General features: G+C 60.0%; 20 protein-coding genes. 13 read left to right on the top strand and 7 right to left on the bottom strand.

From position 1 onward, the window contains the following. Positions 1-15 precede the first annotated feature (15 nt). A complete protein-coding gene (locus tag ACYVIS_RS20315; RefSeq protein WP_460874901.1) occupies positions 16-915 on the top strand; it encodes a LysR family transcriptional regulator in 900 nt (299 codons plus the stop codon). Positions 916-1,012: 97 nt separating this feature from the next. Here ACYVIS_RS20315 and ACYVIS_RS20310 read toward each other — a convergent pair whose 3' ends face one another. The 4 genes from ACYVIS_RS20310 to hpnC all read right to left on the bottom strand — a co-directional run bounded on the left by ACYVIS_RS20310 (position 1,013) and on the right by hpnC (position 5,812). After that, positions 1,013-2,653 carry an acyl-CoA synthetase gene (locus ACYVIS_RS20310; protein ID WP_232744212.1) on the bottom strand — a complete coding sequence of 547 codons (1,641 nt, stop codon included), beginning with the start codon at positions 2,651-2,653 and terminating at the stop codon, positions 1,013-1,015. Between the two features lie 111 nt (positions 2,654-2,764). Further along, the gene (gene hpnE / locus ACYVIS_RS20305) at positions 2,765-4,081 is read right to left on the bottom strand and encodes a hydroxysqualene dehydroxylase HpnE (protein ID WP_460874900.1); all 1,317 of its coding nucleotides are present in this window, start codon (positions 4,079-4,081) and stop codon (positions 2,765-2,767) included. Beyond that, the gene (gene hpnD, locus ACYVIS_RS20300; RefSeq protein WP_460874899.1) at positions 4,078-4,941 is read right to left on the bottom strand and encodes a presqualene diphosphate synthase HpnD; all 864 of its coding nucleotides are present in this window, start codon (positions 4,939-4,941) and stop codon (positions 4,078-4,080) included. Before hpnD ends, hpnE begins: the two co-directional genes overlap by 4 nt. A 46-nt stretch (positions 4,942-4,987) precedes the next feature. After that, a complete protein-coding gene (gene hpnC, locus ACYVIS_RS20295; protein ID WP_460874898.1) occupies positions 4,988-5,812 on the bottom strand; it encodes a squalene synthase HpnC in 825 nt (274 codons plus the stop codon). Between the two features lie 159 nt (positions 5,813-5,971). On the opposite strand from hpnC, the gene alr reads away from it, so the two are divergent. From alr to phoU, 9 genes are all read left to right on the top strand, one after another. Continuing rightward, a complete protein-coding gene (gene alr, locus ACYVIS_RS20290) occupies positions 5,972-7,099 on the top strand; it encodes an alanine racemase (RefSeq protein WP_232744208.1) in 1,128 nt (375 codons plus the stop codon). A 48-nt stretch (positions 7,100-7,147) separates the two neighbouring features. Beyond that, entirely contained in the window at positions 7,148-7,864 is a 717-nt protein-coding gene (locus tag ACYVIS_RS20285) for an SDR family oxidoreductase (RefSeq protein ID WP_460874897.1), read from the top strand. A gap of 24 nt (positions 7,865-7,888) precedes the next feature. Continuing rightward, positions 7,889-9,241: a DNA repair protein RadA gene (radA, locus tag ACYVIS_RS20280; RefSeq protein WP_232744206.1), complete on the top strand. Its 1,353-nt coding sequence runs from the start codon at positions 7,889-7,891 to the stop codon at positions 9,239-9,241. 81 nt (positions 9,242-9,322) lie between these two features. Then, the gene (locus ACYVIS_RS20275) at positions 9,323-10,099 is read left to right on the top strand and encodes a sulfite exporter TauE/SafE family protein (RefSeq protein WP_460874896.1); all 777 of its coding nucleotides are present in this window, start codon (positions 9,323-9,325) and stop codon (positions 10,097-10,099) included. A 4-nt stretch (positions 10,100-10,103) separates the two neighbouring features. Continuing rightward, positions 10,104-12,608, top strand: a complete 2,505-nt coding sequence (locus tag ACYVIS_RS20270; RefSeq protein ID WP_460874895.1) for an ABC transporter permease — start codon at positions 10,104-10,106, stop codon at positions 12,606-12,608. A gap of 2 nt (positions 12,609-12,610) precedes the next feature. Beyond that, positions 12,611-13,309: a 3-deoxy-D-manno-octulosonic acid kinase gene (locus ACYVIS_RS20265; protein ID WP_460874894.1), complete on the top strand. Its 699-nt coding sequence runs from the start codon at positions 12,611-12,613 to the stop codon at positions 13,307-13,309. A 25-nt stretch (positions 13,310-13,334) separates the two neighbouring features. Continuing rightward, positions 13,335-13,691 carry a Spx/MgsR family RNA polymerase-binding regulatory protein gene (locus ACYVIS_RS20260; RefSeq protein WP_460874893.1) on the top strand — a complete coding sequence of 119 codons (357 nt, stop codon included), beginning with the start codon at positions 13,335-13,337 and terminating at the stop codon, positions 13,689-13,691. Positions 13,692-13,722: 31 nt separating this feature from the next. Beyond that, on the top strand, positions 13,723-14,421 hold the full coding sequence (gene rpiA / locus ACYVIS_RS20255) for a ribose-5-phosphate isomerase RpiA (RefSeq protein WP_460874892.1): 699 nt from the start codon (positions 13,723-13,725) through the stop codon (positions 14,419-14,421). Positions 14,422-14,559: 138 nt separating this feature from the next. Continuing rightward, positions 14,560-15,285, top strand: coding sequence for a phosphate signaling complex protein PhoU (gene phoU / locus ACYVIS_RS20250; RefSeq protein WP_232744200.1), 726 nt, complete (start codon positions 14,560-14,562; stop codon positions 15,283-15,285). A gap of 242 nt (positions 15,286-15,527) precedes the next feature. Here phoU and ACYVIS_RS20245 read toward each other — a convergent pair whose 3' ends face one another. Further along, positions 15,528-15,800, bottom strand: coding sequence for an oxidative damage protection protein (locus ACYVIS_RS20245; RefSeq protein ID WP_232744199.1), 273 nt, complete (start codon positions 15,798-15,800; stop codon positions 15,528-15,530). Between the two features lie 166 nt (positions 15,801-15,966). Between ACYVIS_RS20245 and ACYVIS_RS20240 the strand changes: the two genes are divergently transcribed. Both ACYVIS_RS20240 and ACYVIS_RS20235 read left to right on the top strand, forming a co-directional pair. Beyond that, entirely contained in the window at positions 15,967-17,187 is a 1,221-nt protein-coding gene (locus ACYVIS_RS20240) for a CaiB/BaiF CoA transferase family protein (protein ID WP_460874891.1), read from the top strand. A 112-nt stretch (positions 17,188-17,299) separates the two neighbouring features. Next, positions 17,300-18,577: an MFS transporter gene (locus ACYVIS_RS20235; RefSeq protein ID WP_232744197.1), complete on the top strand. Its 1,278-nt coding sequence runs from the start codon at positions 17,300-17,302 to the stop codon at positions 18,575-18,577. 57 nt (positions 18,578-18,634) lie between these two features. Here the strand turns inward: ACYVIS_RS20235 and ACYVIS_RS20230 are convergent, their stop codons facing one another. After that, positions 18,635-19,399 carry a glycosyltransferase family 25 protein gene (locus ACYVIS_RS20230; RefSeq protein ID WP_232744196.1) on the bottom strand — a complete coding sequence of 255 codons (765 nt, stop codon included), beginning with the start codon at positions 19,397-19,399 and terminating at the stop codon, positions 18,635-18,637. 22 nt (positions 19,400-19,421) lie between these two features. Continuing rightward, positions 19,422-20,777, bottom strand: a complete 1,356-nt coding sequence (gene argA / locus ACYVIS_RS20225) for an amino-acid N-acetyltransferase (RefSeq protein ID WP_460874890.1) — start codon at positions 20,775-20,777, stop codon at positions 19,422-19,424. 76 nt (positions 20,778-20,853) lie between these two features. Between argA and hrpA the strand changes: the two genes are divergently transcribed. Beyond that, positions 20,854-24,684, top strand: a complete 3,831-nt coding sequence (gene hrpA / locus ACYVIS_RS20220) for an ATP-dependent RNA helicase HrpA (RefSeq protein WP_460874889.1) — start codon at positions 20,854-20,856, stop codon at positions 24,682-24,684. The last annotated feature ends 3 nt before the right edge of the window (positions 24,685-24,687 follow it).

The raw sequence follows: 24,687 nt of genomic DNA, 5'->3' as shown, positions 1-24,687 counted from the left end.
TTTATGAAATAATAAATGGACCGTCTCGATGAGCTTGAAGTCCTGTTGGCCATTCTGGAAGCAGGCAGCCTGACGGGGGCTGCGCGCAGGCTGCGGCGCTCCGCGCCTTCCATCACGCGATCGCTGGCCGCGTTGGAAAAAAGGCTTGGCGCCCGCCTGGTCGAACGCAGCACGCGCAATCTGGCGCCCACCGAAGCCGGCTTGCGCCTGGCGGAACACGCCCGCCGTGTATTGGCCGATTACGCGCAGGCCGTGCAGGAAGATCCGGCGGCGCCGCTGCGCGGCACGCTGCGGGTGACCGCGCCGCATGTGTTTGGCCGCCGGCATGTAAGCCCTGTGGTCATCAGCTACCTTAAGCTCTATCCCATGATGCGGGTCGAGCTTGTATTCAATGACCATAACCTGGATCTGATCGAGGAAGGCCTGGATGTGGCCGTGCGGATCGGGCCCCTGGCCGATACCAGCCTGGTGGCGCGGCGGGTTGGGGAGGTCAGCCGGCTTCTGGTGGCCAGCCCGGATTATCTACAGGCGCGCGGCACGCCGCGCACCTTGTCCGATCTGGAGATGCACGACACCATCTTCACCGATGGCCGGATTGCATCGCTTGAATGGCGCTTTCGCCAGGCTGGCCGCGATCGCGTGCTGCGTCCCGCCCCGCGCCTGATTGTCAACGAAATCGATGCCATGCTGCTTGCCGTAAAAGCGGGGCAGGGCCTGGGGCGGCCGCTGTCCTATCAGGTTGCCGACGAACTCCAGGCCGGCACGCTTGTGCGCCTGCTTGCGGAATTCGAATCCGAGCCCTTGCCGGTGCAGCTGGTTGTGCCCAGTGCCCGCTACATGGCGCCCAAGCTGCGCGCTTTCCTCGACCACGCCGTGCAAATGCTGGAAACCCTGGATGTGATCCGGCCGCTTTGAGAGACGATTTTCATGCCGGGAAAGTCAGCTGCATATTGCCCGGCCTGCGGCCATTGGGGTGTAGAGCGTCACTCGGGCGGCTCAGGCTGCATAGTGCTTATATATCGATTGCCGCGATCGAGCCGGCGCGTTTTCTCAATTCGAATTTCTGTATTTTGCCGGTGGATGTTTTGGGCAGTTCGCCGAACTCGATATGGCGTGGGACCTTGAAGCCGGTCAGATGCTTTTTGCAGTGAGCGATGATTTCTTCGGCGGATACCTGTGCGCCGGCTTTGAGCTCGACGAAAGCGCAGGGGGTTTCGCCCCACTTGGCATCGGGCTTGGCAACCACCGCCGCTGCCAGAACGGCGGGGTGGCGGTACAGCACGTCTTCGACCTCGATGCTTGAGATATTTTCTCCGCCTGAAATGATGATGTCCTTGCTGCGGTCTTTGATCTTGATGTAGCCGTCCGGGTATATCACGGCCAGATCGCCGGTGTGGAACCAGCCGCCGCCGAAGGCTTCCTGCGTGGCCTTGGGGTTTTTCAGATAGCCTTTCATGGTGATGTTGCCGCGGAACATGATTTCGCCCATGGTTTCGCCGTCGGCCGCAACCGCCTGCATGCTGGCGGGATCGAGTACGGTGATGGCATCCTGCAGGTGGTAGCGCACGCCTTGCCTGGCGTTCAGACGTGCGCGATCGCCTATGTCGAGCCGGTCCCAGGCCTCGTGTTGGGCGCAGACCGAGGCCGGGCCATAGACTTCGGTCAGGCCATAGACATGGGTAAGTTCGAAGCCCAACTGTTCCATGCCCTCGATCATGGACGCGGGTGGCGCAGCGCCCGCAACCATGGCGTGGACTTTGTGAGTGATGCCGGCCTTGAGCGCATCGGGGGCGTTGACAAGCAGGCTATGGACGATGGGAGCACCGCAATAATGCGTGACGCGTTCGCTGCGGATCAGATCGAAAATGGCCTGGGCGTCGACTTTGCGCAGGCATACATTGACGCCGGCGCGCGCGGCGACAGTCCAGGGAAAGCACCAGCCGTTGCAGTGGAACATGGGCAGCGTCCAAAGATACACCGCATGCTTGGGCATGTCCCATTCGAGGATATTGCTGATGGCGTTGGTATAGGCGCCGCGGTGATGGTAGACCACGCCTTTGGGGTTGCCGGTGGTGCCCGAAGTATAGTTCAGGCAGATGGCATTCCATTCGTCGGCAGGGGGCTGCCAGGCATAGTGCGGATCGCCCGTGGCCAGCAGGGCTTCATAATCGAGCGTGCCTATGCGCTCGCCAGGCCCGGTGTATTGGGAATCGTCGACATCGATGATCAGGACAGGGTGATCGACCTGTTTGAGCGCCTGCGCGACCAGGGGGCCGAACTCTTTGTCGACCAGCATGGCCTTGGCTTCGCCATGATTGAGCATGAAGGCGATGGTGCCTGGGTCGAGTCGCGTATTGAGGGTGTTGAGAACCGCGCCTGTCATGGGCACGCCGAAATGGGCCTCGACCATCTCGGGAATATTGGGCAGCATGGCGGCGACGGTGTCGCCGATGCCGATACCCTGCGCAATCAGCGCCGAGGCCAGCCGGCGGCTGCGATCGTAGGTTTGCTGCCAGGTGCGTCGAATCGAGCCATGCACCACCGCCAATTGCGCAGGGTAGACGCTTGCGGCGCGTTCAATAAAGCCCAGCGGTGTGAGCGCGGCGTAATTGGCGGGATTCTTGTCCAGTCCGTCGGCGTAGATATGGCTCATTGCGTCTCTTCCATGGTGTTTTTTTCATCCTACTATTTTCCCCAAATACTGTCCACGAATCGGCGTGAACCGCCTGGCCTGGGCTCGACCCAGGGGCATGGGATGGGAGGGCTAGCGACAGGCGGCAATGAGCTCGGCCGCGCGTTTGCCGCTGCGCACCGCGCCTTCCAGCACGGCCGGGTAGCCGGTATCGGTCCAGTCGCCGGCTGCCCAGACTCTTGGCCAGGGCGTGGCGTTGCCCGGGCGCTTCAAGTTTGGCACGGCGGCAAAGGTGGCGCGTTTTTCCACAATCAGTTCGTGGCCCAGCACCTTGGGCATGGGCTTGAATCGCCGCGTCTGTTCGCGAATCTGCTGCAGGGCCCCGGTCACGATTTCGTCTCGTGTGTGCGAGCCCAATGCTCCCGCGTTGCTGATGACTATGCTCAGTGATGCATCCTGCAACGCGGAGCCCCGGGCGGCGATCCGGCTGCGATCGAACAGCCATTGGCCGAATTGCCGCTTGTCCGGATAGTCGTACAACATCAGCATCGGACAGGGCAGGTTCCAGGCATGTTCGAGCTTCAGGCTTATCGTGGCAATGGAGGTATAGCGAAATGCCGCCAGCCTGGCCAGATACTCGTTGCCAGCCGGCGTAGGGGTGCCCTGCCGCAGCAGGCGAGCGGCCGAGTGCGCGCTGGTTGCCACCACTACGGCGTCGAACGGGTCATTGTCGACTGCTATGTGGGTGGAGCAAGTGTTCAGGTGCCTGATTGCGTGGCCATAGCGGATGTCGAGTTGCCTTGCCGCCTGCGCAGGCCAGAGCTCCGACAAATCGACCCGGGGCAGCAGCATGTCGGAGTCGGCCCGCCGGGCTCCCAGGCTGTCGCGCAAGACGTTTGCCAGCAATTGGGCGCTGGCCTGGTCGATTGGGGTATTCAGGGCAGCCAGGCACAGCGGGGTCCAGAAACAGCGCATGGCGTGAATCGATTGATGTCCCTGTGTCAGCCATTGTTCAACGGTGAGGCTGTCCGGGAGTTGCCATCGCTGTTTTTTTAATCGATGGATAAGGGCGACAAGCCTGAATCGGCCGGGCAGGCTCAGACCCCGCATGCCCACCATGCCAGCCAGCAAGTGCCATGGCGCAGGCAGTACCGGCGCCCGCAAGCGGAAACTGCCATCGGCGGCCTGCAGGTTCAGCCCCAGGCGCAGCAGGCGCGATTCGATTGGAAGGTCCAGCTCGCGCATCAGGGCAAGGGTTTCGGTGTAGGCGCCCAACAATATGTGCTGGCCGTTATCGATGGTGGCATTCAGGCGCGGCGAATGGAGGCTGCGCGCGCGACCGCCGGGGATGCGGGCGGCTTCGAACACGACCGCGTGATGGCCTTGACGCTGGAGCCCGAGGGCCGCACTGAGTCCTGCCCAGCCCGCCCCGATAACGGCTATTTTCATTGACTCAGGCGTTTGACCAGGCTACGCCCGCCACCTACCCAGATCTTCCAGGCCAGCCAGAATTTGCGTATGGGGGTGAGCGATATGCGCTGGTCCAGCACCTGCCAGTTGTCGCGTTCGATTTCATCGAGCAGGGCATGGTAGATGGCCGCCATCATCAGGCCTGGCCGCTGGGCGCGCCGATCGATTTCAGGCAGGGCACGCATGGCTTCGCGGTAGTATTGGCGGGCGCGTTCGGTCTGGAAACGCATCAACTCCACAAAACGTTCCGAGTATTGGCTGTTCAGGATCTCCGAGGCCTTGACATCGTATTTCTGCATATCGTCGACGGGCAGGTAAATCCGCCCGCGGCGTGCATCATCGCCCACGTCGCGAATGATATTGGTCAGTTGGAAGGCCAGGCCCAGTTTTTCGGCGTAGAGCAAGGTGGCATCTTGCGTATAGCCGAAGATCCCGGCGGAAAGCTCGCCCACCACTCCGGCGGCGTGCCAGCAATATTTGCGCAAACCGGCCCAGTCCAGATAACGGGTTTGGTCGAGGTCCATTTCCATGCCGTCGATAATGGCCTGCAGGCGCCGGGCGTCCAGGCGGCAGGACTCGATATGCGGGGCCAGGGCCTGGGTGACCGGATGTTCGGATTTGCCCTCGAACATTTTTTCGATTTGCGTGCGCCACCAGGCGAGCTTGATCCGGGCTACGGACGGGTCGGTACATTCGTCGACCACATCGTCGACTTCGCGGCAAAAGGCATAAAGCGCGGTAATGGCCTTGCGGCGTTCAGGCGGCAAAAATAAAAAGGAATAATAGAAGCTTGAGCCGCTTTGGGCGGCCTTGTCTTGGCAGTATTCGTCGGGGCTCATGTATCTCAGCGTGTCCGGGTCGTCGAAGCGGCGGCTTGGGTGCTCATTAACGTAAAGCGCGCCATAGTAACAGGGCCCAATCGCGTTTTTGCAGCGTGGGGCGGTGGTTGAATACGTCGTAGTGTAGTTGGTCCAGGCGTTCGAGAATACGCAGGCCGCCCTGTACGACCAGCCTCAATTCGAAACCGATGCGGCCGGGCAGGCGGTGCGCCAACGGCAGGCCCGCGCAGAGCAGGCCGCGCGCCTGCTGCACCTGGCCCTGCATCAAGGCCTGCCAGTTCTTGCCGGTTTGCCGCCGGGCCAGGGCCTTTTCGCTGACGCCGTAACGATGTAGTTTGTCCTGTGGCAGGTAGACTCGGGATTTTTCCCAGTCTATGGCCACGTCCTGCCAGAAATTGGTCAACTGCAGCCCGGTGCAAATGGAGTCGGAGTCGACCATGTTTTGGGGTGTGACGGCCTGGTACAGATACAGCATGAGGCGTCCGACCGGATTGGCCGAGCGCGAGCAGTAATCGAGCAGGGCGGCGTCATTGGCATAGCGATGGGTGTTGACGTCCTGCTCGAAGGCGGATATCAAGTCAAAAAACGCCTGTAGCGGAAGCTGGTGCGTGTGGATGGTGCGCGCAAGAGGGGCGAATATGGCACCCAGGGCGTCGGTTTCGGGTAAATTGAATGTCCCGCTGCCGATTTCCTGCAATGCGCAACGATATGCGGCCAACTGCTCCAGTCGGGTGGCCGCACTGGCTTTTCCCTCGTCGGCGATGTCGTCGGCGCTGCGGGCAAAGCGGTAGATATGCCTGACCGGTTCGCGCAGGCGGGCCGGCAAAAGCAGCGATGCAACAGGGAAATTTTCGTAGTGATCAACAGCCATGTACGATTCTGTAAAAATGCGCAAGACCTCATTTTAAGAGAGCTTGCAGGAAGCAGCTTGCCGCCGCTGGACTTTGGCGTGAAATGTCAGGATTTGTCACGCACCCCCTTAACGGAGTGTGCGGAACTGGATTAGACTGCCGGTTATCAAGGGGGAGATATGCCACGTCCTATAGCGGCACGCATTTCATTGTCTGCATTAAGTCACAATCTGCACGTTGTGGCCAATCAATTATGTCCGGCCGATGCTGCGCCGGCTTGCCCTCGCCCTTTGGTATGGGCCGTTATCAAGGCGAACGCCTACGGACACGGGCTTCTTAACGCTGTTGGGGCTTTCGCGCAGGCCGACGGCCTGGCCATGCTGGATCTGAACGAAGCCGTGCGCTGCCGCGAAGCGGGCTGGGCCAAACCCATTCTACTGCTGGAAGGCTTTTTCGAGGCAGCCGATATTCCCGTTCTCGATCGACACCAAATCTCCATTACCGTGCACAACCAGGAGCAGCTCGATATGCTGCGCTCGGCAACTCCCCGCCGGCCCATCGATGCCATGATCAAATTGAATACGGGCATGAACCGGCTGGGGTTTTCGGGCGCTCAATATCGCGACGCCTACCAGCAGGCGACTGGCCTGCAACAGAAGGGTGTGCTGGGGGCTTTGGGCAAAATGACGCATTTTGCCCGGGCCGACGACGACGCATTGGCAACCCGCGAACAAATACAGTATTTCAATGAAACCACCAAGGGCTTGCCGGGTAAGATCAGCCTGTGCAATTCAGCCGCCACGCTGACACCCGGCTTGTGGTCATCCAGTTTCGAGCCCGTAGAACAATGGGTGCGCCCCGGTATTTGCCTGTACGGAGCCTCTCCCTTCGACAACAAGGCGGCACACGACTTCGGTTTGCGGCCGGCCATGACGCTCAGCGCCGCGCTGATCAGTGTGCGCGCCGTATCGGCGGGTTCCGGCGTGGGCTATGGGCATGTTTTTACGGCGCCGCACGCCATGTCCGTCGGTGTGGTGGCTTGTGGGTACGCCGATGGCTATCCGCGTCATGCGCCCACGGGAACCCCGATCTGTGTCGGCGGGGTGACAACCCGCTTGATCGGACGGGTTTCCATGGATATGCTGGCTGTCGACCTGACGCACGTGCCGCAAGCCCAGGTAGGCACGGAAGTAGTATTGTGGGGCGAGGGCGGGCCTTCGGTCGACGACGTTGCGCAATCTGCCGGAACCATTGGTTATGAGTTATTGTGCGCCCTGGCCCCCAGGGTACCCGTGACGGTCTTTTGAAGCCGGCATGGCGGCAGGGGCTTGATTTTTGTCTCAAGGAAACGATCTGTGAAAGATAAATGTGTGCTGGTTACCGGAGCAACCAAAGGAATAGGCTGGGCCATTACCCGGCGGCTGGCCGACCTGGGCTGCCATGTAGTCGGTCTGGCGCGGCATACGCAAGAGATCGACTTCCCCGGCTATCTTTATTCTTGCGATTTGCAGAATGCGGGCGAAACCGAAGACATACTGCGCGTCATACGTGAAAAGTACCCTGTCGACGCCGTGGTGAATAACGTGGGTGTGGTCCGGCCCGAGCCGTTGGGCGAGATCGATCTGGCATCCCTGTACCAGGTCTTCGACCTGAATGTGCGGGTCGCCGTGCAGGTGGCGCAGGCCTTCGTGCCCTCCATGAAGGCGCGCAAGGAAGGCCGTATCGTGAATATCTGTAGCCGGGCGATTCACGGCTCGGCGTCGCGAACCAGCTATTCGGCCGCCAAGAGCGCGCTTATCGGCTGTACCAAAACCTGGGCGCTGGAATTGGCCGAGTACGGGATTACCGTCAATGCCATCTCGCCCGGCCCGATCGAAACCGAGCTGTTTCGCGCCGATCGGCCCGTGGGCAGCGAGGGCGAGAAAAAAGCCCTCGCATCGATTCCCATGGGGCGCCTGGGGCAGCCGGCCGAAGTCGCCGCAGCCGTTACTTTCCTGCTATCGGATGAAGCGGGTTTCATTACCGGGCAGGTATTGGGTGTAGATGGCGGCGGTAGCCTGGGCGGCCGCTGAGGCATACGCGGTTAAACTCCGGGTATGGCCAAATCAAAAACCTCATACGTCTGTAATGAATGCGCAGGAACCAGCCTGAAATGGGCGGGCAAATGCCCCCATTGCGGCGCCTGGAATTCGCTCCAGGAGTCGCTCGATTCAGGCTTGCCCGTACACCGCTTTGCCCCCTTGGCGGGTGCCAGCCCCATACGCAGCCTGGCCGAGATCGAAGCCCGCGAACTGCCGCGCCAGCCTTCGGGCCTTCCTGAGTTCGACCGGGTATTGGGCGGCGGTCTGGTGGCCGGTGCCGTGGTGTTGATCGGCGGCGATCCGGGCATAGGCAAATCGACGCTTTTGCTGCAGGCCCTGGTGTCCCTCTCCAAGGTGGCCAATGTTCTGTATGTGACGGGGGAAGAGTCCGCCGAGCAAGTAGCCTTGCGCGCCAGGCGTCTCGACCTGGCCTGCGGCGATGTCAATCTGCTGGCTGAAATCCGCCTTGAAGCAATAGTGGCCGCATTGACCGAACAGCGGCCCAGCGTGGCGGTCATCGATTCTATCCAGACTCTGTATTCCAGCGAGCTCACCGCGGCTCCCGGCTCGGTGTCGCAAGTACGGGAATGCGCCGCGCAACTGACGCGCCTGGCCAAGCAGACCGGTATTTCCATCGTCATGATCGGCCACGTCACCAAAGATGGCTCTTTGGCCGGGCCTCGTGTACTGGAACACATTGTCGATACTGTGCTGTATTTCGAAGGGGACACCCACTCGTCGTTTCGCCTGGTTCGAGCATTCAAGAACCGCTTTGGCGCGGTCAATGAACTGGGCGTATTCGCTATGACTGACAAGGGCCTGCGCGGAGTCAGCAATCCGTCCGCCTTGTTCCTGTCGCAGCACGATCAGGATGTGGCGGGGTCTTGCGTGATGGCTACGCAAGAGGGCACGCGGCCATTGCTGGTTGAAATCCAGGCGCTGGTCGACAGCGCGCATGTGCCCAATCCGCGCCGGCTGTCGGTGGGCCTCGAGGCCACGCGTCTGGCCATGTTGCTGGCCGTGCTGCACCGGCATGCCGGGGTGGCCACCTTCGACCAGGATGTGTTTGTCAATGCGGTGGGCGGAGTCAAAATTACCGAGCCCGCCGCCGATCTGGCGGTTGTGCTGGCCATCATGTCGTCTCTGCGCAACCGGCCATTGCCCAAAGGCCTGATCGTTTTCGGGGAAATCGGCCTGGCCGGCGAGATCCGGCCCGCTCCTCGAGGCCAGGAGCGCTTGCGTGAGGCGGCGAAACTGGGTTTTGGCGTGGCGCTCGTGCCCAAGGCCAATGCGCCCAAACAGCCTATCGAAGGCCTGGAAATCTGGGCGGTGGATCGGGTGGACGCCGCCATAGATCGCTTGCGATAGCTGTATTGTGGCCTATCGCGTTGCCGGGCGGTCTTCAAGCTGGAAACGTTTTAAGCGCTTACGTCGATCTGGGAGTCTCGGGTGGAGTGGTACATAGTTGGCTTGGGTTGTCTGCTTTCGGGCGCCCTGATCGGTTTTACCGGAGGTGTATTGGGCATAGGCGGTGGCTTGCTGGCTATCCCCTTGCTGGGCCTGGTGCTGAATATGCCGCAGCAGGCAGCGCAAGGCACCGCCCTGGTCATGGTCCTGCCGGCGGTGCTCCTGACGGTGCGCAAATACAATCAGCGCGCCAAGATCGATTTGCGTGCGGCGGCGGCAGGTGCCGCGGGCTCCATCCTGTTCACCTGGATAGGCGCAAAAATTGCGCTCGGTATCGACCCCACGCTGCTGCGGCGTACCTATGCGATGTTCATCCTTGGCATTGCGATTTTTTATTTCCAGCAGAGCCGGCGCAAGACCGCGCCCTCCCGGCCTGCCGCGCCGCGCCGCAATGCCGGCGATTTTCATAAGGGATGGTTCGCGCTGGTAGGTGTTTTTGCGGGATTGGCCGGCGGGGTGTTCGGTGTGGGCGGCTCGGTTTTGGCAGTACCATTTCTAACAACGTATTTCCGCCTGCCGCAGACGTCGGCCCAGGCGCTGGCCTTGACCATGATCATTCCCGGCACAACCGTCGCACTGTTTACGTATACGGCTCACGGGCAGGCCGACTGGCCCATAGGAATTCCGCTGGCGATAGGCAGTATTTTCTTTGTGCCTTACGGGGTCAGGTTTGCCTACGCGCTACCCGAACCGCGTCTGAAGAGGATATTTTCCCTGATGCTGCTTGTGATAATTTTTTTACTGCTGATCAAGGCCTGAACCTATGCATGGAAAGTGGCTTGCAGGCATTCGCCCAGGAGTGCTGGCGCTGCGGCGCGACTGGAGCTCGGGCGAGTTGCGGCTGCTCCTGCTGGCTCTGGTCGTTGCGATCGCGGCGGTAAGCAGCGTCGGATTCCTGGCCGACCGGGTCGGCGCGGCCCTGGGGCGCGATTCCGGCCAGATGCTGGGGGGCGACATTGCCCTGGAGGCCGATGCGCCCATTCCTCAATCTTTTATGGAGCAAGCCGGCAAGGCGGGGTTGGCGTATGTGCGAACCTTGCAATTCCCGTCCATGGTCAGCGGCCGGCAGGGTTCGCAACTGGCTTCTCTCAAGGCCGTGGCCCCGGGTTATCCCTTGCGTGGCGCACTGCGGCTTCAAGGGGCTGTGGCAGGCAAGGAGGTCGTTGTGCACGACGTGCCGGACTTGGGTTCGGTTTGGGTCGATCCCCAAATTCTGGGCGCGCTGGGCCTTGGGCTTGGCGATTCACTGGAAGTGGGTGACTCGGTATTGAAAATAAGCGGTATCGTCAGCTATGAGCCGGACCGCGGCATGCGGTTCATCAATGTGGCGCCACGCGTCTTGATGCGTATCGAAGATGTGCCGAAAACCGGCCTGATTGCACCGGGTAGCCGTGTCAAATACGGTTTTCTGGTGGCCGGCGAGAGCGCTGCCGTCAAGGGCTATGGGGCGTGGCTCGATGGACACCTTGAGCGCGGGCAGAAACTCAATACCGTGGGCTCGGCCAGGCCCGAGATCCAGAAGGCACTGGATCGTGCGCACCAGTTCCTGGTATTGGTGGCTTTGCTCACTGTAATGGTCGCTGCAATTGCGATTGCGCTGGCGGCACGCCGGTTCAGTTTGCGACATCGCGATGGTATTGCCGTCATGCGCTGCATGGGTGCTTCGCAGTCCCAATTAAGCCGGATGCTATGGGTCGAGTTTGCCCTGCTGGCCCTGCTGGCTTCCTTCGTTGGAATTGCCATCGGTTTTGCGGCTCACCTGGGCCTGGTATCTGTCGTCGCATCCTGGCTGGATACCAGCTTGCCTGCGTCGTCCTGGACGCCCGCGCTGCAAGGAATGGCAACCGGCCTGGTATTGTTGCTGGGTTTTGCGCTGCCGCCGCTTGCCGCTTTGCGCCGGGTTGCTCCGGCCCGTGTCCTGCGGCGCGAAACGGCGATGTGGCAGCCTCGCAATGGCGTGTCCTATGGGCTTGGCCTGGCGGCTTTTTGTATCCTGGCGCTGTGGTTTTCAGGTGATTTGCGCATGAGCGCCATTGTGACAGCAGGTTTTGTGCTGGCGTTTGGTGCCTTTGCTCTATGCGCCTATGCCGGAATCTGGGCGCTGGGCTTGCTGCGCCATCGCCTGAATGGCCGTCCAGCCCTGCGTTTTGCCTTGGCAGGCATGGCTCGCCGCAAAGGCCTTGTTGTGACCCAGGTCTGTGCACTGTCCATGGGGCTGATGGTCTTGCTGCTGCTGGCGCTTACGCGCACCGATTTGCTGCAGGGCTGGCAGAACACGGTGCCTGCGGATGCGCCTGATACTTTTCTGATCAATATCCAGCCTGACCAGCGTGCGGCGGTGGCGACTCGGCTGCAGCAGGGAGGCGTGGCTTCAATAGTGCTGTCGCCCATGGTGCGCGGCCGGTTGGTGTCGATTAACCGGCGGCCCGTCACCGGCAGCGATTATGCCGAGGATAGGGCCAAGCGCCTGGTGGATCGCGAATTCAATTTGTCGTACCAGGATCAGTTGCCGTCCGACAATCGCATCCAATCGGGGCGTTGGCTCGATTCGAATAAAAATGAGGTTTCCATAGAAAGCGGCCTGGCCGACGCCCTGGGTATAAAGCTGGGCGACGAGCTCGGATTCGATGTGGCGGGCCAGACGGTCGATGTCAGGGTCAGCAGCGTGCGCGAAGTGAAATGGGATTCCTTTCAGGCCAATTTTTTTGCGCTTTTGAGCCCGAGGGCGTTGAAAGATGCCCCCACCACGTACATCACCGCCTTCCGGATTCCCGCCGCGGCACCGGATCTGGTCCAAAAGCTGGTGCACGAATTTCCCAACCTTACGGTATTTGATGTCCGGGCAATTTTGCGGCAGGTTCAGCATGTGCTCGTTCAAGTCATTCAGGCCGTGCAATTGCTGTTCTTGTTCACCGTTTTTGCCGGTATTCTGGTGCTGGGCGCTGCACTGTTTTCCACACGCGACGAGCGTATCCAAGAGGTTGCCCTGCTGCGCTCCCTTGGCGCGAGTGCGCGTCAGTTAAGGCAGGCCCAGCGCGTGGAACTGGTGCTGGTGGGGGTCGTGGCTGGATTGCTGGCCGCGGCCGGTGCCGTGGCAGTGGCGTGGGTACTGGCGGACAAGGTGTTCGACTTCGAGCTGTCGTTCCCGTGGTGGCCGTGGCTTGGCGGTATCGTATTGGGTGTTACAAGCGCCAGCGCCGGGGGGGCTATCGCCCTGCGGGGTGTACTGACTACTCCGCCCCTGGCTCTTCTCAGAGAGGTGCCGTGATCATGGGCAGCAAGACTATCCGGGATCTGGCCTTGAATCATGGGGCGATGCGGTTCGATTCCAGCCGCCTTGCTCATGCGGGGCCATCCGTTTTTGATCCGGCTGCGGCCGATAATCGGGCGGTGCCGGTTCAGGTGGGCGGGCGACAGGCGGCCTGGTTTACACAGGGCGAATTTGGCGCGGGCGTGCTGCGGCAGTATCGCCGTGGCGGCATGATTGCGCGTCTCAGCCGCGATCGCTATTGTTGGACAGGTGCCGAACGCACACGGTCGTTTGCGGAGTTTGGACTCTTGCGGTACATGCGTGAACGGGGCCTGGCCGTGCCGGCTCCGTTGGCGGCCGCCTATTGGCGCAACGGCTTCACATATCGCGCGGCAATCCTGGTTGAACGCATTGCCACTGTGCAAACGCTGGCAAAGGTGCTGGAGCAGCCCAGTCATGAAGCGGTGGCCCGCGCCATCTTTGCCATGCATCAGGCCGGCGTCTGGCATGCCGACCTGAATGCCTATAACATTCTGCTCGACGAGGGAGGAAAGGCGTGGCTGATCGATTTCGACCGTGGGCATCGGCGCGGCGTATCGTCCAGACAAAGGCGGGCTAATTTATTGCGCTTGCGCCGCTCCCTCGATAAAGTGGCCGGGCCGGCCGGTGTGGCCTATTGGGAAGAGCTTGACCACGTGTATTGGCGGATGGCGCGCTAGCGAGTCGGTAAAATAAGGAATCAGCATGAAGACGATAAAATTGTATGGCCTGCGCAAATGCAGTACGTGTGTGAAGGCGATGAACTGGCTGGATCAGCATGGTCAGGCCTATGTATTCAGCGATTACCGGGATCAGCCCATCGCGGCGCAGCACCTGAAGGACTGGGCGCGGGAGCTGGGCGGCTGGGAAAAACTGGTCAATCGGGCTTCGCTGACTTGGCGTAATCTTCCCGGCGAACGCAAGGAGCCTGGTACGGATGCGCAATGGCTGGCGCTCATCTCCGAGTTCCCCGCGTTGATCAAGAGGCCGGTCACCGTTGACTTGGGCGGCTCGGTCAGTGTCGGTTTCTCCGAAAAGAAGTACGGCCAATTGTTTGGCTGATTCGTTTCTTATTATTTTCAGGATAATTTTCATGCTGACGCAGGAAGAGCTCAAACAGAACGTCGCCAAGGCGGCGATCGATTACGTATTGCCGTTGTTGGGGCCTGACGTCGTCCTTGGAATTGGAACCGGATCGACGGCCAATTTGTTCATCGACGGCTTGGCCGATCACAAGCACCGGTTCAAGGGGGCGGTTTCAAGTTCCGAGCGCAGCGCCGCGCGCTTGTCCGCCCTGGGCATTGCCGTTTTCGACCTGAATCAAATTGAACGCATGCCGCTGTACATCGATGGAGCCGACGAGATCGACGGCGGCCTGAATATGATCAAGGGCGGAGGCGGGGCGCTTACGCGTGAAAAAATTGTTGCATCGGTGGCCGACAGGTTTGTTTGTATCGTCGATGAATCCAAGCTGGTTCCTTATCTGGGTGCCTTTCCGCTGCCTATCGAAGTGATCCCGATGGCGCTTGCCGCCGTGGCGCGACGGCTTGCCAGGTTTGGCGGGAATGCCGTCTTGCGCAAGGATTTCGTTACGGACAATGGTTGCCGGATTCTGGATGTATCGGGGCTGAGTATCAAGTTGCCGGCCGAACTCGAGGCGGAAATCAATAATATTCCAGGGGTAGTCACCTGCGGGCTGTTTGCCATCGCCGGGGCTGATGTGGCTTTGCTGTCAACCCAGGATGGGGTTCAGCAATTACATTCGCCGCGGTCACAATCACGTAATAATTAGCGTGTAGGCTGAAAACTTTGCGCTTGGGCCGTTGGTATTGCGTGCAAACTTGCGTGCGCCAGGCTTATTATTCCCTGATGCCGTACGGTATTCGAAGCGCTTCCTATTTATAGACTCTTGCGATGACAAAAGGCTGATATGTCCGAGCATACGAATAAACAGTTTCATTCCGACCTGGAGACTACGCGCTCCCTGTTTCTGCAAATGGGCGGTGTGGTCGAGGCCATGATCCAGGAGAGCATGGAGGTGCTGGCCAACGGCGATCTCGGTCTGGTTGATCGCGTGCGGGAACGCGAAAAGGATGTGAATCGGCTCGAGGTCGAGATCGATGAGCTTATCGGCCTGCTGATTGCGCGCAATCAGCCTACGGCGATTGATTTACGGCTTTTGCTGTCGGTTTCGAAAATGCTGACTGACATGGAGCGCTGCGGCGATGAGGCCGAAAAGATAGCCAAGGTGGCGCGCCGCCTGCACGAATCCGAAAGCCGCTATGTGCCGGTGATCGAACTGCGCCACATGGCGAATTATGTCACTGCCATGATTCGTGATGCGCTGGATTCGTTTGCGCGCGAAGACCCGGTACATGCGGCTACTGTGGTGCGCAACGACAAGGAAGTGGATAAGGAATGGAAGGGCTCCTTGCGCCACATTATTACGTACATGATTGAAGATCCGCGTACGATTTCGCGTTCGATCGATCTGATCTTTATTGCCCGTTCGCTCGAACGGATAGGCGATCATGCCAAAAACATGGCGGAGCGGGTCATCTACATGGTGCGCGGCGACGATGTGCGCCATACCGGGGTCAAGAACACCGAGCGCACGGCGCGCGGCGAGTTGCCTGATGAAGGCAACGAAGTCTGATTGCTATTGCCGGGGCGTTTTGTATTCTTAATTCGCCACGGTGGCGGCCTGGGCACAGCGGCTGCGCCTCGCCGGGCCTTGGCGTTGCAGGACTGCCCGCCTCTCAAGCCCCGGACAGGTCGGCCGCGGAACTCGCGCCGCGCGCAGCATGCTGCGCGCACCCGTGGCGCTCGAACTGCCGCAACCTTGCTTCCCCGTCCGGGGTTTGAAAGGCGGCTGGCCCAACGTTCTGGCGCGGATTGTCAGGCTGGTGGGGGCACGAAGCCCTGGGCTTCAACGGAACCGTCTTCGAACAGAAAGCTTTCCATTTGCTGCGCCAGGTATTTGCGCGCACGGGCATCGGCCAGGTTAAGGCGGTTTTCGTTTACCAGGCGGGTCTGGATATCTATCCATTGAGCCCAGGCTTCTTTGGAGATGCTCTGCCAGATGCGCGTTCCGAGCGGACCTGGATAGGGGGGGAAGTCCAGACCTTCCGCTTCGCGCTTGAGTTTTACACATTGAACCATACGAGCCATGACTTCATACCTTAAAACAAGTGAACAAGTAGCTCCTATTGTACCCAGAGCCGGTACGACAGCCAGGGCGGCCTGCACGGGAAGCCTTGCCCAATCCGGGTACCCTTGATATCCTTACTTATCCATAAAAATAAATACATGGATGTGAAAATGAAGGTCAAGAAGAATGAGCGGTCCGCTGGAGGGTGTTCGGGTTATTGACATGACGACCGTATTGATGGGGCCCTATGCGTCGCAGATACTGGGCGACATGGGGGCGGATGTCATCAAGGTGGAATCGCCGCACGGCGACCTGGTGCGTGACCTGGGGCCCATGAAGCACGAGCACATGGGGGCCTTGTACCTGCATATCAATCGCAGCAAGCGCTCGATCGTATTGGATGTCAAAAAGCCCGAAGGGCGCGAAGCCCTGCTGCGCCTGGTGGCCGATGCCGACGTCCTGCTTTACAACATCCGGCCTCAATCCATGGAGCGTCTCGGACTGGGTTACGACGTTGTAGCCGGAGTCAATCCGCGTATTCTGTATGTCGGTACATTCGGCTTTGGCCAGAATGGGCCCTATGCTGCCAAGCCGGCTTTTGATGATCTCATACAAGGCGCCATTGGCTTGCCTACGCTCATCAAGCAGGCCGGGTCCGATGTGCCGCGCTACGTGCCGTCCAATATTGTGGATCGCACTGTCGGCTTGTATGCCGTTTCGACGCTGTGTTCCGCCCTGTATCACAGGGAAAAGACCGGGCGCGGCCAGCGTATTGATATTCCCATGTTTGAAACCATGGTCAGCCATCTGTTGAGCGATCATATTTCCGGCGAGACGTTCGATCCATCCCTGGGCCCGGCTGGCTATGCGCGGCTGCTGTCATCCGAGCGGCGTCCGTACAGGACCCGCGACGGTTTTGTTTGCGCGGTCATCTATAACAACAAGCAGTGGGCCGCGTTCTATGAAGCGATTGGCCGCTCGGATGAAATCGAGAACGATCCGCGCTTTGTCGACCTGGATACCCGCAATCGCCACATCGATCAGTTGCAGCGGATGGTGGCAAAAATCTTCACTGAGCGTACCACCAGTGAATGGCTGCGTTTGCTCGAGAGCGTGGATATTCCCTGCATGCCGCTGCACACGCTGGAGTCGATTTTCGATGATCCGCATTTGCGGGCCGTTGATTTGTTCCAGTGGGAGGAGCATCCGACAGAAGGACGTTTGCGCCGTGTGGGTGTGCCCACAACATGGTCGGATTCCCAGCCTGAGCCTGGCCGCCCGGCCCCTGCGCATGGCCAGCACAGCGTGGAAGTGCTGCGCGAGGCCGGCTATCGCGATGACGAAATCGCGGCCATGGTCGAGCGCGGCATTACACGTGATGCTGCCATCGATCAAAAGAATGACTGACGGTATGAATATTGAAACAAGCACTTATTGTGTGGAGCCCAATTCCTATGCACGGGTGAGAGCGCTGTTGATGGCACAACGTGCGATCCAGGCCGTGGAGCAATCAAGATAAATGTTTTCAATAGCTAACTCGACGGCTTTTCGGGGCAGGAAGCATTCAGATGCGTTCCTGGCCGGCTTGGCTTTAATGCTGGGGTTTCTGTTCAATGTAATTGGTCGCGGCATTGGCGATACTTACATTGTGTTTTTATTGCCCTTAGGCTCCGAGTTCGGCTGGAGTCGTTCCGAGATCTCCAGCGTTTATTCGGTCTATATGTTGTCGGCAGGTTTGTCGGCGCCATTTGTCGGCATGCTTTTCGACCGTTGGGGCCCGCGCGTGGTCTATTCATTTGGGCTGGCTTGCCTGGGCAGCGCGTATGTCCTGGCTGGCAGCCTGAACCAACTGTGGCAATTTCATATTTGCGTGGGGGTGGCGGGAGGCATAGGTGTCTCGGCGCTAGGCATGGTTCCGGCCGCCAGTCTGGTCAGCCGCTGGTTTCGGGGCAACACGGGTACCGCGATCGGCATTGCCTATGCGGGCTCGGGCTGCGGTACGCTTTTGATCGTGCCGTTGGCGCAATACATGAGCCAATCCATCGGCTGGCGCAGCGCCTATCATGTCTTGGGCGCCAGCCTGCTGTTTCTGTTTTTTCTCGCTTTATTCTTGCCCTGGCGCGCATTGCGGGCGGGGCGTCGCGACGATAATGCCTGCGGCGACCCGTCCAGGGCTCAAGCGCGCCGTGCCTTGCCGCGGGGAGCCCCCTTGCTGGCGGCGCTGAAAACGCGCGCGTTCTGGTCGCTGGCGCAGGTTTTTTGCTTTACCGGCTTGGCCATGTATACCATTCTGGTACAAACCATCGCCTTTCTGGTCGAGAGCGGTTTTGCGCCGCTGGAGGCGGCCAGCGCATTTGGCGTGGCAGGCATGCTGTCGGTCATTGGCGTGACGGCATCGGGCACATTGGCCGACCGCATCGGCTATCGGCGCACGGCCATGGCCAGTTTCGTGTGCACGTTTCTGGGTTTGATTCTGCTATTGGCCCTGTCGTACCGTCCCTCGCACTGGCTTCTGTTCGGATTTGTCGCGTTATTTGGCATTGCCCAGGGCGCCCGCGGCCCCATTGTGTCCAGCCTATGCGCCAAGATATTTCCCGGGGCGGGGCTGGCTACCATCTATGGCACTATCTACGCATGCATGTCGCTGGGTGCCGCAACCGGCTCGCTGGCCTCGGGCCTGTTGCACGATCTGACAGGCGGTTACCAGGCCAGTTTTATATTTTCGATGCTGAGCGTCTTGGTTGCCGTGGCTCCATTCTGGACTTCTCCGGCCTTGAGGCGTTTTTCGCGCTCGTAAACGGTTGTTGAACCGCGCCATCCCGTCAGAAAGAAGCGGCGCCTGCCGCCTTGAAGGCTAATGCCGTTTTTGCCGAATGGAAAAGAGCATATTGTGCGTGGCCCTTTTCACGGTATCGGCCAGATTGGCAAACTCCCGGCGCAGCACGTCCGACCATGAGCGCTTCGGACCCGGTGCCGCGACATTGATGGAGGATTCAAAGCTCTCGTCGGGCCGGATACAAAATGGGTCCAGGCCTATGGCTTCGACCTTGTGTTCAAAAAAACGGTCCATCGTGTCGTCGACCGGATAGATCCATTCCGAACAATAATCGAGCAGGGCCTGTGCCTTGCCGGGAGTGATCAGATAGCCTGCGGTATGGGAAAAGCCTTTGGCGAATTTCTTGACAGTGAACGGGCCAATCCGCTCGAGAATCAAACCCCGATGATCCTTGATCTTGTTGCTGGGCTGGATCCAGACGAAACCGTATTTATCGGCGAACTGCTCCGCTATTTCATAGAAAGGCATGAACGGCGCCAGCAAAATGGCGTCGTCTTCGAGCACGATGATGGCTTGCCCGTCGCGCACGCATTTCTCCCAAAGCAGATAGTGGCTGGCAAAACAGCCCAGTTGGGAGGTCCGCAGTGGCGTTCCCTTGCCTTTCCTCCGGGCCCGTTTCTTGTCGTTATATTTGTCAAATAAATAATGGTGGGGATTTTCCGCGCCGTTGACCGCATCGAAAAAAAGATAATCGACGCTCAGTTCCTGCAACTGCCGCCGCATGAAGTCCCGCCTGTTTGTGGCGGAAGCAAGGCTTACAACATGAATGACCGGTTTGGGCATGCGGGGCTCTGTAAACAAAAGCTTAAAGCTTTTTGATGAATATCATGCTGTTGCGCGACCGGTTGTAGTGCGCCTGGCGCTCGCGGGGCAGATCGGAAATGCCGCCCTGCACGAAGCCGCGCTTGATGAACCAGTGCGATGTGCGAGTGGTCAGTACGAACAATCGCCTTGCGCCCATCGCGCGCGCGCGGGATTCGGTATGGCGCAGCAGGATTTCGCCTTCTCCCGTGCCCTGCCATTCGGGGTGGACGATCAAACAAGCCATTTCGGCCATATTGTCGTCCATATAAGGCATCAGGGCCACGCAGCCGTAAATGACGCCATCGTGTTCCAGCACCGTGAACTTTTCGACGTCGCGCTCAATGACGGAGCGGCCTCGCGGCACCAGAGTGCCGTCGGCCTCGAGCGGGTCGATAAGCTGAACGATAGCCCCCACATCGTCCACGGTCGCCGGTCGCAAGTCGTCCAGTGTATCTTCCACAACCATGGTTCCAACACCGTCGTGGGTAAAGATCTCGAGCAGCATGCTGCCGTCCAGCGTGTAGGGAACCAGATGGGCGCGCGCCACGCCGCGCTTGACGGCCAGCGAGGCGTGCCGCAGAAACGACGCTGTGTCTTCATCCAGGGTGCCGGCGGCAAGCAGGGCGTCGGCATCTTCGCGGGCAAGTTCGGTATCGACCGCGCCGTCCGCATCGAGGACAGTGCGTCCCTGGGTCAGGAAAATCAGCTTTTCGGCGCGCAGGGATGCCGCGGCGCTGGTGGCCAGGTCTTCCATCGCCAGGTTGAAGGCTTCCCCTGTGGGCGAGAACCCCAGCGGCGACAGGAGTACGATAGCGCCCTGGTTGATGATGCTTTTGATCGCGTCCAAATCGAGTTTGCGCACGGTGCCGGCATGCTTGTAGTCGACCCCGTCGATAATGCCTACGGGACGGGCGGTTACGAAGTTGCCCGAAATAACGCGTATATGGGCGTGCGACATCGGTGTATTGGGCAAGCCCTGGCTGAACGCCGCTTCGATGTCCAGGCGGATTTCACCGGCCGCTTCCTTGGCGCATTCCAGCGCTTCGGCGCTGGTCGGCTCGGTTCCGCGGCCGAATTGAGTGTTGTAGCCTTTGAGCTTGAGCTGTTCGTTGACCTGGGGGCGCGACCCGTGCACCAGTACCAGCCTTACTCCCAGGGCCGACAAGAGGGAAAGATCTTGCACCAGGGTGTTCAAGGCGCCGTCGCCGACCAGTTCGCCGCCGAAGGCGACAATGAATGTTTTTCCGCGAAAATCATGGACATACGGCGCAACGTCACGAAACCAGCGCACGAATTGAGCGGGGGCGAATTCGGGGGCATCCTGGGCTGATACGGTGTCTGGTTCGTTGGTGGCCATGTCTATTTGCTTAGTGGGTCAATTAAGGGGCTTCGCACAAAATTATAATGAGTGCAGCCCATTGAAAAGAATTTTTATGCAAGAGTCTGTCAATTCGACTGTCAAGGTGTTGCCAAAGCCCCGCACGGAGCGCGAGGCGCCGCGTCCGGTGCCGCCCATCAATTATCCCGAGGAATTGCCTGTCAGCGCCCGGCGCCAGGACATCGCGGCGGCAATCAAGGCGCATCAGGTGGTGATTGTCTGCGGCGAAACCGGTTCGGGAAAAACCACGCAGCTGCCCAAGATCTGCCTGGAGCTGGGGCGTGGCAGTGTCAAGATGATAGGTCATACCCAGCCGCGTCGCCTGGCGGCAACCTCGGTAGCCAGGCGAATTGCCGAGGAACTGAACACTGAGCTGGGCGATTGGGTGGGCTACCAGATACGGTTCAACGACAGGACCGGACCCCGGGCGGCCATCAAGCTGATGACCGACGGCATTTTGCTGGCTGAATCGCAGCGCGACCCCTTGTTGCGCCGGTACGATACGATCATTATCGACGAGGCCCACGAACGCAGCCTGAATATCGACTTCCTGCTGGGTTTCTTGCGGCAACTGCTGCCCAGGCGGCCCGATCTGAAACTGATCATTACCTCGGCGACTATCGATGCGAATCGCTTCGCGCAGCATTTTTCCCAGAAAGGGAAGCCTGCTCCGGTGATCGAGGTATCGGGCCGCTTGTATCCGGTCGAGATTCTGTATCGCCCAGTGCTGCAGGACACTGGCGCTCCCGAGACGGAAGCGGCTAGCCGGCGTTCCAGCGCCGACGAGGAGCGCGACCTGATCGATGCCGTGGTGGACGGGGTGGCCGAATGCGCCCGGCATGGCGCGGGCGATGTACTGGTGTTTTTGCCTGGCGAGCGCGAGATACGCGAAGCGGCCGAGGCGCTGCGCAAGAATCACCCGATTGGGACCGATGTGCTGCCCCTGTTCGCACGGCTGTCGCAGGCCGAGCAGGAGCGCATTTTCAGGCCGCAGGGCAATGGGCGGCGCATTGTGCTGGCCACCAATGTGGCCGAAACATCGCTGACCGTGCCGGGTATACGCTATGTGGTCGACAGCGGCCTGGCGCGCGTCAAGCGTTATTCGTGGCGCAACAAGGTGGAGCAGTTGCGTATCGAAGCCATCAGCCAGGCGTCCGCCAACCAGCGCTCCGGGCGCTGCGGGCGCATAGGCCCGGGTGTATGCGTGCGTTTGTACGATGAATCCGATTTCAAGAACCGGCCGGCGTTTACCGATCCCGAGGTGCTGCGATCTTCGCTGGCTTCGGTGATCCTGCGCATGAAGGCCCTGAAACTCGACGATATCGAAACCTTCCCGTTTGTCGATGCTCCGTCGGGCCGGGCCATTGCCGATGGTTATCATTTGCTGCAGGAATTGGGCGCGCTCGACGATGCCAATCAGTTGACCGAGACCGGGCAGACCCTGGCGCGCCTGCCGGTCGACCCAAGGCTCGCGCGCATGATTCTCGAAGCCAAAGATCAGCAGTGCCTGGCCGAAGTACTGATTATCGCCTCCGCCCTGTCGGTGCAGGATCCACGCGATCGCCCCATGTCAGAACGCGAGTCCGCCGAGGCGGCGCATGCCAAGTTCGGCGACGATAAATCCGAATTCCTCTCTTATGTGAAGCTGTGGCGATGGTATGGCGAACAGGTGGCGCACAAGGCTTCGCAGCGCAAGCTTGTCGGCCTGTTGCGGCAGAATTTTCTGTCGCCGCTGCGGCTGCGCGAATGGCACGACGTACACACGCAACTGGCCGCGCTGGTGGGCGAGCAGGGCTGGCGTGTCAACACACTGGATGCGACGTACGAGCAGACTCATATGGCGCTGCTTGCCGGTCTGCTGGGCAATATAGGCTTGAAAAGCGACGAAGGGGCCGGTTATCAGGGTGCCCGCGATATTCGCTTCCAGATTCATCCAGGTTCGCGGCTGGTCAAGAAGGCCGGGCGCTGGCTGGTGGCCGCTGAACTGGTCGAAACCACGCGGCTCTATGCCCGCTGTGTGGCAAGAATCGATCCGGTCTGGCTGGAGCGGGCCGGCGCGCACCTGATCCGCCGCAGTTGGTCGGATCCCCGTTGGGAAAAGAAGGCTGGCCAGGTGGTGGCCAATGAGCGGGCTACCCTGTATGGCCTGCCCATTTATGTCGGGCGTCGGATCCATTTCGGCAAGATTGATCCCGTACAGGCGCGCGAGCTGTTCATCCGCCAGGCGCTGGTGACGGGCGAAATCGAGACTTCCTTGCCGTTTGTCAGCCACAACCGGCAGTTGATTGCTTCCATAGAGAAACTTGAGCATCAGGCGCGCCGTCCCGACATTCTGGTTGATGATGCGCTGATCCATGCGTTTTACGACCAGCACATACCCTCCGATATCTGTCAGACGATTACCTTGGAAAAATGGGCCAGGAAGCTGGACAGGACAGCAGCCCAGGCCCTGTTGCTGACGCGCGATGCGCTGATGCGCCATGAGGCCGCCGGGGTGACCACCGATGTGTTTCCCAAGAAAGTCGAATGGCAGGGCGTGCAGATGGCGCTCGATTACCATTTCGAGCCGGGCTCGGTGCGCGATGGGGTTACGCTTACCGTACCGTTGTTTGCCCTGAACCAGATCGATGCCTTGCGTTGCGAATGGCTGGTGCCGGGCATGCTCAAGGAAAAAGTGTTGCAGCTGCTCAAGTCTTTGCCGCAGAAAATGCGGCGTCATTGCGTGCCCTTGCCGGAGTACGCGGCAGGATTCTATGAGCGCTGGTTCGAACGCGCCTCCGCCCCGGAGTCGGGACTGCTGGAGGCCCTCGCCGCCGATATGTGGGAACAGGTCAAGGTCAGGCCCTTGCGCAGCGATTTCAAGCTCGAAACGCTGGCACCGCATTTGTTCATGAATTTCAAGATTGTGGACGAGCACGGCCGCATGCTTTCAGGCGGCCGCAACCTGGATCAGCTCAAGGCCGAACATGGCCGTCAGGCCCAGGCCTCGTTCCAGAAATTTGCGGCACGCGACGATCAGGTGGCGCAGGCCCTGGCTCACGAGCAACTGACAGACTGGACCTTTGGCCCTTTGCCTGAAATCATGGAAATCAGGCGCAAGGGACAATCCTTCGTAGGCTACCCGGCCCTGATCGACCGCAAAACCCACTGTGATCTGGATGTCTTCGACGATCCGGCCGAAGCAAAACTTCAGCATCGCGCCGGTTTGTTGCGGCTGTTCCGGCTGGGTTTGCGCGATCAGGTCAAGTTCCTGGAAAAAAATCTTGCCGATCTGACCCGCATGGGCATGTTGTACATGAGCCTGGGCACTCAAGAAGAATTGAAGGATCAGATCATTGATTGCGCGCTGGAGCAGGCCTGCCTGGCTGAGCCGTGGCCTAGCGACCAGTCCAGTTTCGAGCTGCGGCGCAATGAAGGCAAAAGCCGCCTGGGCCTGCTGGCGCAGGAAATCGCCAGGCTGGCGGGGCAGATTCTGAGCGAATGGGCCAGCCTGCAAAAAAAATTGCCTCAGGCCAAGGCCCAGCCGGGGGCCTATGCCGATTTACAAAAGCAATTGGGCGTATTGATGGGCAAGTGGTTCGTGCGCGCGACCCCCTATAGGCAGCTAGCCCATTACCCGCGCTACCTCAAAGCGGCGCAGGCGCGTATCGACAAGCTGCGTGCCGACCCCGCCAGGGACGCTCGCCTGATGGCCGATATGGCGCCTTTGCTGGTCCAGTACCAGCGCGCGCAGACCGCCTTGAAGGGCGCGGAGGACAAGCAATTGGAGGAATTTCGCTGGTTGCTGGAAGAGCTGCGCGTGGCATTGTTCGCCCAGGAATTGCGTACGCCCATGCCAGTTTCGGTCAAACGCCTGCAAAAATCCTGGTCAATGTTACAACGCTAGATC

The organism is Paralcaligenes ginsengisoli, from assembly GCF_054781135.1.
Note: the sequence above shows the minus strand (reverse complement) of the source record. Positions and strands in the feature narration are given on the sequence as shown.

Excerpts from the sequence above, each read along its gene's own strand:
- ACYVIS_RS20270 (WP_460874895.1), top strand. The coding sequence starts at position 10,104 with ATGCATGGAAAGTGGCTTGCAGGCATTCGCCCAGGAGTGCTGGCGCTG.
- hpnC (WP_460874898.1), bottom strand. The coding sequence starts at position 5,812 with ATGGCTGTTGATCACTACGAAAATTTCCCTGTTGCATCGCTGCTTTTG.
- ACYVIS_RS20230 (WP_232744196.1), bottom strand. The coding sequence starts at position 19,399 with ATGCCCAAACCGGTCATTCATGTTGTAAGCCTTGCTTCCGCCACAAAC.
- ACYVIS_RS20260 (WP_460874893.1), top strand. The coding sequence starts at position 13,335 with ATGAAGACGATAAAATTGTATGGCCTGCGCAAATGCAGTACGTGTGTG.
- phoU (WP_232744200.1), top strand. The coding sequence starts at position 14,560 with ATGTCCGAGCATACGAATAAACAGTTTCATTCCGACCTGGAGACTACG.
- ACYVIS_RS20310 (WP_232744212.1), bottom strand. The coding sequence starts at position 2,653 with ATGAGCCATATCTACGCCGACGGACTGGACAAGAATCCCGCCAATTAC.
- ACYVIS_RS20240 (WP_460874891.1), top strand. The coding sequence starts at position 15,967 with ATGAGCGGTCCGCTGGAGGGTGTTCGGGTTATTGACATGACGACCGTA.
- ACYVIS_RS20315 (WP_460874901.1), top strand. The coding sequence starts at position 16 with ATGGACCGTCTCGATGAGCTTGAAGTCCTGTTGGCCATTCTGGAAGCA.
- radA (WP_232744206.1), top strand. The coding sequence starts at position 7,889 with ATGGCCAAATCAAAAACCTCATACGTCTGTAATGAATGCGCAGGAACC.
- rpiA (WP_460874892.1), top strand. The coding sequence starts at position 13,723 with ATGCTGACGCAGGAAGAGCTCAAACAGAACGTCGCCAAGGCGGCGATC.
- ACYVIS_RS20235 (WP_232744197.1), top strand. The coding sequence starts at position 17,300 with ATGTTTTCAATAGCTAACTCGACGGCTTTTCGGGGCAGGAAGCATTCA.
- hpnE (WP_460874900.1), bottom strand. The coding sequence starts at position 4,081 with ATGAAAATAGCCGTTATCGGGGCGGGCTGGGCAGGACTCAGTGCGGCC.
- ACYVIS_RS20265 (WP_460874894.1), top strand. The coding sequence starts at position 12,611 with ATGGGCAGCAAGACTATCCGGGATCTGGCCTTGAATCATGGGGCGATG.
- hrpA (WP_460874889.1), top strand. The coding sequence starts at position 20,854 with ATGCAAGAGTCTGTCAATTCGACTGTCAAGGTGTTGCCAAAGCCCCGC.
- alr (WP_232744208.1), top strand. The coding sequence starts at position 5,972 with ATGCCACGTCCTATAGCGGCACGCATTTCATTGTCTGCATTAAGTCAC.
- argA (WP_460874890.1), bottom strand. The coding sequence starts at position 20,777 with ATGGCCACCAACGAACCAGACACCGTATCAGCCCAGGATGCCCCCGAA.
- ACYVIS_RS20245 (WP_232744199.1), bottom strand. The coding sequence starts at position 15,800 with ATGGCTCGTATGGTTCAATGTGTAAAACTCAAGCGCGAAGCGGAAGGT.
- hpnD (WP_460874899.1), bottom strand. The coding sequence starts at position 4,941 with ATGAGCCCCGACGAATACTGCCAAGACAAGGCCGCCCAAAGCGGCTCA.